General features: G+C 39.6%; 10 protein-coding genes and 1 riboswitch. Of the genes, 2 read left to right on the top strand and 8 right to left on the bottom strand.

Going from position 1 to position 12,291, the window contains the following annotated elements; all coding sequences use genetic code 11:
• Positions 1 to 104 precede the first annotated feature (104 nt).
• Positions 105 to 1,301, top strand: a complete 1,197-nt coding sequence (locus tag B1B04_RS02055; protein ID WP_079559672.1) for an MFS transporter — start codon at positions 105 to 107, stop codon at positions 1,299 to 1,301.
• 264 nt (positions 1,302 to 1,565) lie between these two features.
• Here B1B04_RS02055 and B1B04_RS02050 read toward each other — a convergent pair whose 3' ends face one another.
• Positions 1,566 to 3,365 carry a glycerophosphodiester phosphodiesterase gene (locus tag B1B04_RS02050; RefSeq protein ID WP_079559671.1) on the bottom strand — a complete coding sequence of 600 codons (1,800 nt, stop codon included), beginning with the start codon at positions 3,363 to 3,365 and terminating at the stop codon, positions 1,566 to 1,568.
• Between the two features lie 386 nt (positions 3,366 to 3,751).
• Positions 3,752 to 3,859, top strand: a riboswitch (TPP riboswitch).
• Positions 3,860 to 3,959: 100 nt separating this feature from the next.
• Here B1B04_RS02050 and thiW point away from each other — a divergent pair.
• On the top strand, positions 3,960 to 4,460 hold the full coding sequence (gene thiW, locus B1B04_RS02045; RefSeq protein ID WP_079559670.1) for an energy coupling factor transporter S component ThiW: 501 nt from the start codon (positions 3,960 to 3,962) through the stop codon (positions 4,458 to 4,460).
• A 73-nt stretch (positions 4,461 to 4,533) separates the two neighbouring features.
• Here thiW and B1B04_RS02040 read toward each other — a convergent pair whose 3' ends face one another.
• The 7 genes from B1B04_RS02040 to B1B04_RS02010 form a co-directional block, all read right to left on the bottom strand.
• Entirely contained in the window at positions 4,534 to 5,013 is a 480-nt protein-coding gene (locus B1B04_RS02040; RefSeq protein WP_079559669.1) for an EVE domain-containing protein, read from the bottom strand.
• A gap of 15 nt (positions 5,014 to 5,028) precedes the next feature.
• Positions 5,029 to 5,352 carry a ketosteroid isomerase family protein gene (locus tag B1B04_RS02035; protein ID WP_079559668.1) on the bottom strand — a complete coding sequence of 108 codons (324 nt, stop codon included), beginning with the start codon at positions 5,350 to 5,352 and terminating at the stop codon, positions 5,029 to 5,031.
• A gap of 43 nt (positions 5,353 to 5,395) precedes the next feature.
• Entirely contained in the window at positions 5,396 to 5,818 is a 423-nt protein-coding gene (locus B1B04_RS02030) for a MarR family winged helix-turn-helix transcriptional regulator (protein ID WP_079559667.1), read from the bottom strand.
• 257 nt (positions 5,819 to 6,075) lie between these two features.
• The gene (locus B1B04_RS02025) at positions 6,076 to 8,673 is read right to left on the bottom strand and encodes a VWA domain-containing protein (RefSeq protein ID WP_079559666.1); all 2,598 of its coding nucleotides are present in this window, start codon (positions 8,671 to 8,673) and stop codon (positions 6,076 to 6,078) included.
• Positions 8,657 to 10,402 carry a vWA domain-containing protein gene (locus B1B04_RS02020; protein ID WP_079559665.1) on the bottom strand — a complete coding sequence of 582 codons (1,746 nt, stop codon included), beginning with the start codon at positions 10,400 to 10,402 and terminating at the stop codon, positions 8,657 to 8,659. Before B1B04_RS02020 ends, B1B04_RS02025 begins: the two co-directional genes overlap by 17 nt.
• 11 nt (positions 10,403 to 10,413) lie before the next feature.
• Positions 10,414 to 11,289, bottom strand: coding sequence for a DUF58 domain-containing protein (locus B1B04_RS02015; RefSeq protein WP_079559664.1), 876 nt, complete (start codon positions 11,287 to 11,289; stop codon positions 10,414 to 10,416).
• Positions 11,286 to 12,281, bottom strand: a complete 996-nt coding sequence (locus B1B04_RS02010; RefSeq protein ID WP_079559663.1) for an AAA family ATPase — start codon at positions 12,279 to 12,281, stop codon at positions 11,286 to 11,288. The genes B1B04_RS02015 and B1B04_RS02010 overlap by 4 nt, the downstream gene beginning before the upstream one ends.
• Positions 12,282 to 12,291 lie beyond the last annotated feature (10 nt).

Below are 12,291 nucleotides of genomic sequence, written 5' to 3'. Positions count from 1 at the left end.
TGCCGGAAGGTCATCTGAATTCTTATTTCAGACTTATAGTCAATAGTAAACGTACAAGCCTTGTGGTAGACTGTAATATATTTGAATAAAGAAAGGGGTATTCGATGACCCAGCAGAAGTCTAATAAGGCGGCTTTGTTTATTTTAATGTTTAATATGTTTATCGCAATGGGGAGTATTGGAATTATTATTCCTGTCATGCCTGAGTATTTAAAACTATTTGGTGCTGCAGGACAAGTACTTGGCATGTTGATTGCAACGTTCGCCTTAGCACAATTCGTATTTTCTCCAATTGCTGGGAATCTTTCAGATCAATACGGTCGAAAAAATCTCATTATCTTCGGTCTTATCGTAACAGGACTTGCACAAATTGGTTTCGGGCTTTCTACAGATGTGTGGATGCTCTTCTTGGCACGCTTTTTAGGTGGCCTTGGTTCTGCATTTGTGGCACCTCCTATTATGGCTTTTGTGGCAGACGTCACAACGTATGAGGAACGAGGAAAAGGTATGGGTATGCTAGGAGCAGCAATGTCCTTTGGCTTTATGATTGGTCCAGGTATCGGTGGATTCCTTTCAAAAGTTAGTTTGCATTTCCCATTTTATACAGCTGGATGTGCAGCTATTTTAGCAGCGATTTTATCGTTCTTTTTATTGCCTGGTGCAAAACCAAACACAGCACAAAAAGCGCAGAGGCAGGATAATCTTGCAAAGCAAATGGCGCGTTCAGTCCGAATGCCTTATTTTGTCATGCTTATTATCATGCTAGTATTCTCATTCGGGATTGCTAACTTCCAAACAACATTATCATTATTTGTGACAGATAAGTTTAATTACACACCTACTGATATCGCCATTATATTAGTTGTGGGAGGCGCTTTTGGTGTTGTTGTTCAAATGTTTGTGATTACACCACTGTTTAATCGCTTCGGCGAAATGAAAGTAGTGTTAGTCAATTTATTTATTGCATCCGTGTCAATATTCTTAATACTATTCGTATCTGGCTTTGCTCTTATTTTAGTGGTAGCGACAATCTTCTCTACAGCTACGACATTGATTCGTCCAGCAGTCAACACGTTGATTTCCAAGCTTGCTGAAAATGAACAGGGCTTTGCAGCTGGTCTGAACAATGCGTATATGAGTCTTGGTAATATGATTGGTCCAGCTTTAGCAGGTATTTTATTCGATTGGAATATGAACAGTCCTTATATTTTCGGGGCTATTATTTTAATGGCATGCTTCTTCCTTGCCCTTATTTGGACAATGAAAAAAGCCCCTCACCTTATGCATCCTGATACAAAATAGTCTGAAAAGTGATTGACTATTTTTACTAGCATGACCGCAACGATTAGATAACTCGTTGGACAATAGGAAAATTTTATTCACTTGCTGTATAGAGAAAGATTATTCATAAGAAGTTACCAACATAAAACTTGAGAAGTTGCAGACTGACAGTCATAATGTGCAACTATAGATAACACAAAACACCCGGTATTTAGCGCCTCGTGCGAAATACCGGGTGTTCATGCTTTATTCAAAAAAGAGCAGATGATATTTTCATTTCTGACCCTATTCTTTCTGTAACTTTTGAACGGTCTCCTTTGCGTCAACGGCAATGTCCGTTATGATGCCATCCACACCTAACGTATAGAGGTGTTCAACGCTCTTCACATCATTCACGGTCCAAACATAAATCGGCTTGCCAATTATTTTCGCTGAACTAATCAATCGTGGACGGGCGAAAGACTCTTCAACAACGAAGAAATCCGCGTCGAACTGATTAAGCGAAGCGAATGTAGCGAATATGACATACCCGACTGTTAAATCTGGTGCGGCCTTCTTCACTTTCTTTACGAGCTCATAGTCTAAGCTCTGGAGAATAATCTGTTGTTCTGCCTTATGTCTACGAATCGTATCCACTAAGATAGAGACAAAATTCTTTTCATGTCCATGTGTTTTGAGTTCCACATTAAGCTTGATTTTACCTTTCGTACGCTCCAACACCTCATCAAGAGATGGGACATTGTCTTGGAACTTGCCTACGCGCAGCGAAATTTGTTGAAGTTCGGCAAGGGAAAGATCAAAAACATTCACATTTTTGCCGGACAATCGTCTCAAATTCTCATCATGGATGACCGCAAGCTTGCCATCTTTCGTCTGCAGAATATCGAGCTCGATATAATCAGCACCTGTGCGAATGGCGCCTTCGAAGGCACCGATTGTATTCTCTATGCCTGAAGTGGTGTCGCCCCGATGAGCCATAATGATGAACTTTTCATTGGTTTCTCCCCAATCAGTCAACAGGGCAGTTGCTCCCCAGCCTATAACAATAAGAATGAACAGTCCGAATGTAGTCAGCATTGAACGATAACGTCGCATGAGCGAACGCTGCATATCGCGTCCTTTCCAGACAGTAGCATCGACTCCATCGGTATCAATGTTCACATGGTCATGGCCTTGATAGCGTACATAGAGCAAGGTGATGATGGTAATGAACATTGGAGTCATAATTAGTGTTGCGATATACAAACCAAGGCTTAGCATGACGCCAATGGTAGTCATTAATCTGGACTCACCATCCCCACTAGGAAGGAGAAGCACGATTAGGATGATTAAGCAGATAAGTAGAATAAACAGAAACAGGAAGATTACTACCCATTCAAACACAGCTCTAACTAATGACCACTTACTACGCCAGAACAATCGCTTGCTCTCGCGAACGGCGTTCCAGAATCGATACTTGCCTTCCAATACCATAATCGGCAGAGCATAGATACAGATTAAGTTCAATGCCAAGATGAGCAGTCCGACGATAACAAGAGCGATAGTTCCGAAGGTTGTCTTCATCAGCTCGCCCGTAATAAAGTTTGGAACTGTCATATTAGGTAAAAGTGTTCCGCCGATGTTGGCATCAAGTAGCGGGAACAGAAGCAATAAATAGAGAGCAAGTCCGAAAACCCCGATGCGCCATAAGCCTGGTAAGCTAGAGATTGCCTTGAACAATACAGGGCGGATTCGTGGGCGCTTCTCCTGAATCCCGTAGTACGCAATATAGAAGAGAACCGTGAACTCTGTGTAAATGAGCATTATCGCAATTGGCACCATTACTAGTACACTAAGTAAGCCATATTTGCTGAACAAGAAGCGCAGAAGGTCATGATTGGCGGCTGCTTCGAAGCCCCCTACAGCCAGTAATTTGTTGAAAATTATGGATAACAACGGGATAAATACACTTATCGTTAGCAGTTTGTATATCAATTCAAATAAAAGAAAAGGACGGTACGCATACTTCCACACCTTTAAAATATCCCTCGTCATTTGAAATGGCATGAGTCTTAAACGGTTCGTATTGGTTTGTTTGGTATTCATGGTTTTGGTTTTCCTTTAGTTAGTTTCGCGGTATATATTCCATTATATACCTACACATTTCCTCCAACAAGACTGCATAGTGGAGTGTAATAAGCTGAAAAATATTGTTGACCATGCACACGGAATGGAGAGACTCAATACATAAAAAGGCGACAAATTATTGATCGCGCTTCAACTTTAGTTCTTCACTTGAAGGATCCCTCCCTATTTCTTTAGCGACGACACTTGTAGACCATCCATTGAGTATGTAGGAGTTCTAGCTCTGTTCTTTCGAGTGTGCTAAAATGTTAGTAACTATGATTGATTCCTCCTGTTAAACTCCTTGTATATCGAGGGAAACAGGCTGTCTTGACTACGTTATTATTAGAAAAATTAAGAGTTAAAATCATTACCACTAGGGGAGTCTTTTAAAGGCTGAGACGTATATTGTCATATACGGACCCTTTGAACCTGATCTAGTTCACACTAGCGGAGGGAAGTGGCGACACTTGCTTTTTACTATTTTAAATGCAAGGCCGCTTCCTAATGCTTATAGGGAGCGGCTTTTTTCTGGTTTATTAGCAATTCAATAAATACAAAATAGGAGTGGAAATTATGTCAATTCGAAAATTAACAATCATGGCCTTATTAGTAGCAATTGCCGTAGCAGGTTCTACCTTCGTTTCAATACCGACAGGAATTGCGCGTGCCTACCCTGTACAGCATGCCATTAATGTTATTGGCGCGATTATTCTTGGACCAGTGCCTACTGTTATGATCGCCTTTATCACAGCTATTATTCGTATTTTAACAGGTACAGGCTCATTATTAGCTATACCTGGCAGTGTCATTGGTGCTTTATGCGCCGCCCTTGCCTATAAATACAGCGACAAACAATGGCTCGCAGGTGTCGGTGAAATGTTTGGGACAGGTATTATTGCCTCACTCATTGCAGTGCCCTACGCACATTTATTAATGGGGACTTCTGTAGCTGCTTTATTTTTCATGCCAGCCTTTTTAACTTCAAGTACTATTGGTGCTGTATTAGGCATTGTCGTTGCTAGCAATTTGCGCAAGACAGTATTTGTAACTAACCTTAATACTCTTCTTAAATAAAGATTTAGGCAAATTTAAAAACGTTATTTTCTTAAGGGGAATTAAGAAAGTAACGTTTTTTGTCCAACCAAATTCACCCATACTTCAACGGTAATCCCATTTCATGAGCAATTAATAAAAAGTCCTTTTTGCTTATTTCAAAATGACCAAATCTGAATTTATAGCCATATTTCGATTTATCTTCTACAAATTCTAAAAAATCTAAGACTCTTTTTATTGGTACAGCTTTTGCATCTTTATAAAAGTCTATATCTCTTCGGAAAGGAATAAAATTTTCCGCCATTTGTAACTCGTATATTCGGTCGTCCTTTATCCTTCCAATTGCGGTAAATGCTCTTACAGGTTCATTACCATCTAGACTTTTTTTAGGAGAATAATAAATGATCCAATCTCCTTTTTGCATTCGTTTCAAAGGTCTTTCTTTGCCATGACATAACTGGCCGAACCCTCCCTTAACCCCTTTTTGTACATGATTAAGAGATACTACGCCAATCCAGTATTTCGTGTCTCTTTCAGGCGTAGGAAGAGGATTTTTATTAGGATATACTGACATAGCTTCCTTCTCCTTTTATTTCGGGATCATTGTAAATGATTTAATTTTTTCATTTTCAAGAATCAACTTTTCTTCAAAAATCACTGGGTTTGGCAAACCATCCCAAGTAGTCGAAATGATAGCTCTAGCTTCTATATCATCGCCTTCAATATTGTGGATCGTTAATTTAAAGCCTGTCGGCATAGATGACATGTAAAAGTTCTGTATTTCTTTTTTTCCTTTAAAAGTTTGACCTTTAAAATTTTTCAATTCCCCATGATTTGCATACATGTCAGATAAGTCGTGCCCCTCTACTTGCGCTCTTCTTAAATACTCCTTCATAACCTCTACTGCCTTCATATCTCAATCACCCTTTCCTTTTTTATTTATAAGGTTTTAATCCCTATGAACGATTTTCATATACTTTTTTCATAATGTTTTTTAATTGCTCTTTTTCTTCCCATGAGAGTACGTTTAAAACTTCATTCTCAGAAATCGTAAGGGTCTTCATTAATTTTTCTGCCAAATTTTCACCCTGTTCGGTAAGGCATATTAAATTTTCCCTTCTATTTTCTGGATTTTTTTCTCTATAAACATACTTTCTTTCTTCTAGACCATCGATAAAAAAGCGGACACTATTTTTATCTAACTTTAAAATCTGCCCTATTTGAATTTGGCTAAGTTTTTGGTCTTTTACAGCCATCATGATCCCGACTTCTCTAGATTTCATGTGAAATTTTTCGCTAATATATTGCTCGAGATTTTCCTCTAAAGCCTCCGCTAATTTAAAACTTAGAAAACCAAATGAATTCATTATATTGGTCATTTTTGAACCTCCAAGTCGATAGTACTTTGTAATGATAGTAATATTTTATTACTATAATCTATTATTACATTTATACACTTTGTTTACAAGATAAATCAGCGGTTAGTGGATGTCGATAAAAATTATAAGTTGGGTGCTAAATCGCTAAAGTTTATCGATAAAATTCAAATGTTGGGCGATAATCCCTGACAGCATATGTCAAACGACAAAAAAACGATGGCTCATTGCTGTAAAGCGATGCACCATCGTTTTCTTTGTTAATGTCGTTTTTTCATGCCCTTTAATAGCTGGGCAACATTTGTGTCCTCTGCCTGTATAGGTTTTTCCTCTATACGCTGTTCTTTTTTCTTCGGTCTTGTTAGGAAGTCCCAACCAAAGCGTCGAATAGTAATATCAATGAAGAATAGTAGCATCCCTGCTAATAAAAGCCATGTCGCGATATTTTGGCGTTCCGCTCCTTTTTTAGTAAATTCACGGAATACTTCGCTCGGTTCTTTCAAAACAGAGCCGCCTGTTTGCTTTGTTAGTTCTTTGACTAGCTTATCGTTCACCGGACGTAATTCATATTCAGCACTATAAGGTACACTTAAGCCAGCCTGGTAAATAGCTTGTTCTTCATCGGCAATACGGAAGAAGATGAGTCCTGGTTCTGCTTGTACGACTGCTCGAACTTGTGATGCTGAAATTGCCTCAAGCTGTGTTTCAAGTTCTTCACCCGCTTCATTGACAGCAACAATATCTAAAAATGCCGCTTCATTTGTTGGGTCAGTAATGACAAATGAGCCGTCTGATTCTAAACGTACATCGTAGGCAACATCGTTATAACTTGGTAGCATTTTTGAAATAAGCGTTTGCCAAAATGCACCCCAATTTTGCCATCTTGCCCAGTCTCCCGTCCATTTTCCTGTCGAATCAGACGTAAAGGCATAAGTTTTGCCAAGGCCATATTGCCATTCTGCAAGTACGGGATCTTCCTTCTCACTTTCTGCGATAACAGTGGCCCCCTGCTTTGCTGTCGTACCTATATAAGCATTCATTTTAGGTACCCCATTTGTAAATAGCGTATTCCAGCCAGATGCATTAAATATCGTTGGGTAAAATGGGTTATCTTCAATATATGTGCGTGAAATCATAGCAGTTTCACGAGATAAAATAGAGGGAATCGCCTGCTCATCAACAACATCGTAAAAACGCCCACTCCCCATCTCACTGAGTGCTTCAAGTAAGTTAGCATCTGCATCTTGACCAATTGCAACTGTTGATAGTGTCGTGCCATTTTCTTTTCCTTGTGCAATTAGGTCTTCATAGTTACCCGACTGTGACTGTCCATCTGTTAATAAAATAATATGCTTACGCTGCAGCTTTAAATTTGCTAGATTTTCATAGGCTTTAGCAAGTGAACCATATATTTCAGTACCCCCGCCTGGCGTTACAGATAAAATCGTATCTACAGCTTCTTCCTTATTGCCAACTGGCCCAGTCTCAATAATTTCCCAAGGTCGGTCATCAAAGGCAATAAACCCAAGCGTATCCTCATCTCGTAGCATTTCAACGGAACGAGCGGCAGCCTCCTTAGCAAGCTCTAGCTTTGCTCCAGACATACTTCCAGAACGGTCAAGTACGATTGCCAGCCCTAATGATGGTAATTGTTCCTTACCTTTAATCTCCATTTCAACAGGTAGTAAAGTTTCAATTGGTGTTTTAAAATAACCGCCTAAGCCAAAGCTATTTTCGCCACCGACCATTGTAAAACCGACACCAAAATTTTTCACCGCTTGCTCAATGACAGTCATTTTTGCCTCGCCTACTAAATGGCCTGGCACATTATCAAAAATGATTGCATTGTATTGTAAATAACTAGAAAGCTCATTTGGTAAACTTTTAGCATCTACCACATCATAGGAAATGGGTTGATTGCCAAGTGCTGCTGCGATTGGTGATGGTGTTTCATAGCCATTAACAATTAGTAAATGTGGTTCACTTTGCACCACCGTGACGCTCGTTAATTTATTATTTTCTAAAATCGCATCTTGATCGACCTGCACGAGTGCTTCATATTTTACAAGCCCTTCAGCCGTTGCTGTATGTTTATACGTAAAAATATTTGAACCTTCTGCAAGCTCCACTGTCTCACGATGGATGAGCTGATCATTTTCGTATAATAAGAGCTCACCTCGTTCTGCTACAGTTGCATTTATTTCAGTGACTAGCTGCTGCTGTTCACCTGCATAAGCAACTTGTGGTGTTACAAAGCTTTTCAGAGATACATCCTTAGCAACAGGTTTGTTAAATGTCACTACATCAACACTACTATTCGATCCTTTAAACTTTGATGCAAATTCTAAGGCATCTCCTTTTGTTTCATTGCCATCCGTTAAGAGCACAAGCCTCGTTGCTTTTTTCGGATCTACAATACCTGAAGCGAGCTGTAGACTCTGTTCGATATTTGTTTGATCTGTTGCTTTTATAGTTGTAAACTTCGGTACTTCCTTTAAAGAGTTCGATAACATAGCTTCCGTTTGTAATGTCGATGAAAACGAATAAATTCCGGCAAGTTGTTCATCTTTTTTCGACTGTAAACTTTCCGCTATAAAATTGACCATCTCATCATCTGTACCATTCATTGAAGCAGAACGGTCAACTAAAAATAATACTTGTTCTTCTTTTACGGGCAATAAAATATAGGGACCAGCTAGTGCAAAAACTAAGCAGCATATTGCTACTATACGGATACCTAGAACGACGATATGACTTTTTTTAAGTCGCTGACGCTCACGCCAATAGGTCCATCCAAAATACACGAGTAACGGAAGTAAAAGCAACAATGTTAATGGCATATCAATTCGTAAATCCACGACGTCGTTGCACCTCCCACTCTACAACAAGTAATACTAAGATTATAAGAATCAGCCAAGGTATGAACGAGGTTTTCGATATTTCCTTCTTCCCATTGTCCTGAAGCTCTCCAAGCGTATAGCTTGTTCCTTTTTCAATCACACGCTCCTGCGTTTGAAGCTGTACAATAAAGCGCTTTTCTTCATCATTTGAGCGCGCTGTATAAATTCCCGGCTTCATTGGAGCTGTTAATAATCCATTCGTAACGGACGATAAGAACTCATCATCTTGCGAATATACACTCCAATCACCTTGCGCTAAAGCAACTGCTCGTTGTTCATTTGGTGTAAAAATACCGAGCGAACCAATCGATTCTGAAAGCTGCTGTTCAGCACTCCATAAAAATAATGGGAATGAAGGATGTAGCGGCCAATCTGTATCAGCAATATCCGCTAATACAACAATATCTCCTTCTGGTGAACGCTGGATAAATGGCTGTTCTCCAATCGATGCAATTGTTTTATAGCCATCGAACCCAGGATATATAGCACTGACATAAATGTCTTTTAGTTCACTAAATGCAAACAATGCATGACTTGTTGTCCCTATTTCCCCAGTAGCTTCAACCTTCTCTACGTCATCCCGTCCAAATAATACAATTGGCTTGTCTATCTTTTCGAGAAGCGCCGTCTGATTTGTCACAATAGTGGCATCCTTATTGTCGGCTACTTGTGAAGATGGAACAATTTTTACGCTACTATTAATCGTTTGAAAACCTTTTTGAATAAGTTGATGCATACTTTGATCAACAACTACTTTTGAAGTCGCTGTTTGTAACAATACAGTTTGTGAATTATCAACTGCGTAATCGTCCTTAGCATCTATGCTGGCCGTCATAGTATCTTCTAACGGTAAGTCTTTAAATGTTTTTGTTACAGCTTCTTTTGGAGGCAATAAGATACTTTCTGAAACTAACTCCTTACCTTTAACATTTTCTATCGAAAGAGTCACATGTTGTTCTTGGTCCGTATCATTTTGTAACTGTACAAGCGACACTGCAGATTGACCATCTGTAGTAGCAGCAAAACGGGTAATTGCGATATTTGTTAAATCCTTCGCAGCTCCTTTTATAATCCACTTCACCGTATCTTTTTCCATCGGTAATTGCTTTTTATCGAGCGAATCTGTAAAGACATAAATAGATGTTGGTGTATTACTGACAAAAGCCTGTGCCACATCAAGAGCTTTATTCATTTGAGCTGTTTCATAGGTTACCTGTAGTTCTTGAATAGCTTTTTCAATATCTTTTGTATTTGTTTCTTGCTGTAATAGAGCTTTTGGCGTATTACCTGTTGTAATGAGTGTCATGGGTCTTCCATCAAGCTCCTTAACCAATGACAGCATTTCTTTTTTCTGTGTGTCAAATGTTGACTGCCCTTTCCCCGCTAACATTGTTGCAGACGTGTCTACAATGAAAATTGTCTGCGCGCCAACAATTGTTGACTTTTTAACGTAAGGATTCATTAATGCCAGTACAAGTAAAAGAAGTGCTAGCAGTTGTAAATAAAGCAGTGCATTTTTTTGAAGATGTTTTAAGTATGGTGATACACGTGTTTCTTGCATAATTTCTGACCAAAAAAGTGTGGAGGATACGGTTTGATCGGTATATTTTTTTCGAAAGAAATAATATAGAAGGACAATGACCGGGATGATGGCCGTCCAGCTAAAAATTATTTGACTAAAGCCCAATACGGCTCACCTCACCTAATCCAATGTGCTTTTAATAATTGTTGAAAGATCGCATGTTGTAATCCATCTTCTACTTTAAGCTGTAATTGTCGAACACCGAAACGCCGACAAATTGCCTCAAATTCCTCTTCATGTAATAAACGTCTTGCCAAATATGTGTCTAGAACTTTAGAAGACATCGTAACATTTACATCTCTGCCTGTTTCACGGTCGAGTAAGCGCACATCACCTTTATATTCTGGTGATAGTTCTTCTTGCGTAACTATTTGCAAAATACGCACATCCCCCGCAAAACGTGGTAGCCTTTTTAAAAGTTGCTCCCATTCCTTGATTGGCTCCAGTCCGTCCGTCACAATAAATAGTACTGTACTATCCTTAGGCAATGCTTTTAATGCTCCCTCTGCGAAGCTATTTGTATAAGTTGCTTGCTCTATGTCTGTGACTACCTGTAAAAAGGCACGACGATACATGGCACCTTTACGACGAAATGGTGGCTTCACCTCATCCTGTACAAAAGAAAATGATAAGCGATCATCGCGACCGAGCACCATTAGACCAAGTGAGGCGACAATTTGTCGGGCAAACGTCCATTTTGCTTGATCGCCCATAGATTTAGTTGTATCTAGTAAAATGTGAACACGCATCTCTTGTTCATCTAAAAAACGTTTAATGAAGTATTTATCCGTTCTCGCAAAGACATTCCAATCTACCTGACGCACATCATCTCCTAAATGATATTCACGAAAATCGGAAAAATCGAGCGATGCCCCGAAGCGTTGCGAACGGTGCGAGCCCTTGTGTTGCCCACGTAATTTGGAGGCCGTCGCTACTTGGAAGCGGCTGATTTTCGCTAGCCAGTCCTCGGGCAATAATAGTTTTTGTGTCACCTATTAACACCTTGCTGCACTTTTTCTAAAATGACATCAATCACATCGTCTGCTGTTTTACCTGAAGCCTCCCCTTCATAATTCAACAGCATACGATGGCGTAACACCGGCTTCGCCACAGATTTAATATCTGCTACAGAAACGTGGAAACGTCCGTTCATAAGCGCCCTTGCCTTCGCTAATTTAATTAAACTTTGTAAACCTCGAGGGCCGCTACCATACATCGCATATTGCTTGACCTCATCAATGGCATCTACTCTCTCAGGATGTGTAGCCACAACAAGGTCCGTCGCAAATTCGAGCATTTCATCAGCAACAAGTACTTCCTTCACCATTTGCTGTGCTTCAATAAGAGCTTCCGTATTCATGATCTTTTGTAAACCAATTTCCGTAGCGCCTGTTGTCCGCTTCATAATTTCCATTAGCTCACTTTTCTCAGGGTACGGCACAAGAATTTTACATAGAAAACGGTCCATTTGCGCCTCTGGTAAAGGGTAAGTTCCTTCCATCTCAATCGGGTTTTGTGTTGCTAAAACGAAGAATGGTCGTGCCATTTTCTTCGTATCTCCCAAAATTGTTACCGTTTTTTCACCCATTGCTTCAAGCAATGCACTTTGTGTTTTTGGTGTTGCTCGGTTAATCTCATCCGCTAATACCATTTGGCTAAAAATCGGACCTTGCTGGAACGTAAATTGCTGCTTACCATCAGATGTGCGCTCAATCATACTTGTCCCTGTAATATCCGCTGGCATTAAGTCTGGTGTAAATTGAATTCGCGAAAATGATAAATCTAGCACTTCAGAAATTGTACGGATTAACATGGTTTTCCCTAAACCCGGTAGGCCCTCTAATAATGCATGCCCATCAGCAAGCACTGCGTATAATGTATAATCAATTGCTTCCTCTTGCCCGACGATAAAGCGATGAATTTCTTCTTTTACTTGTAGTAATTGCTTACTCATTTCAACATATTGTTGCTCTGTAAATGCCATTTCTTTTCCT

Origin of the sequence: Lysinibacillus sp. KCTC 33748 (assembly GCF_002237755.1) — a bacterium.
Lineage (GTDB): Bacteria > Bacillota > Bacilli > Bacillales_A > Planococcaceae > Lysinibacillus.
The sequence above is the reverse complement of the archived record's forward strand: the minus strand, read 5'-3'. Positions and strand labels throughout refer to the sequence as shown.

What these genes read in the sequence shown, in the direction of transcription:
- B1B04_RS02055 (WP_079559672.1), top strand. Translation starts at nt 105, where the DNA reads ATGACCCAGCAGAAGTCTAATAAGGCGGCTTTGTTTATTTTAATGTTT.
- B1B04_RS02050 (WP_079559671.1), bottom strand. Translation starts at nt 3,365, where the DNA reads ATGAATACCAAACAAACCAATACGAACCGTTTAAGACTCATGCCATTT.
- thiW (WP_079559670.1), top strand. Translation starts at nt 3,960, where the DNA reads ATGTCAATTCGAAAATTAACAATCATGGCCTTATTAGTAGCAATTGCC.
- B1B04_RS02040 (WP_079559669.1), bottom strand. Translation starts at nt 5,013, where the DNA reads ATGTCAGTATATCCTAATAAAAATCCTCTTCCTACGCCTGAAAGAGAC.
- B1B04_RS02035 (WP_079559668.1), bottom strand. Translation starts at nt 5,352, where the DNA reads ATGAAGGCAGTAGAGGTTATGAAGGAGTATTTAAGAAGAGCGCAAGTA.
- B1B04_RS02030 (WP_079559667.1), bottom strand. Translation starts at nt 5,818, where the DNA reads ATGACCAATATAATGAATTCATTTGGTTTTCTAAGTTTTAAATTAGCG.
- B1B04_RS02010 (WP_079559663.1), bottom strand. Translation starts at nt 12,281, where the DNA reads ATGGCATTTACAGAGCAACAATATGTTGAAATGAGTAAGCAATTACTA.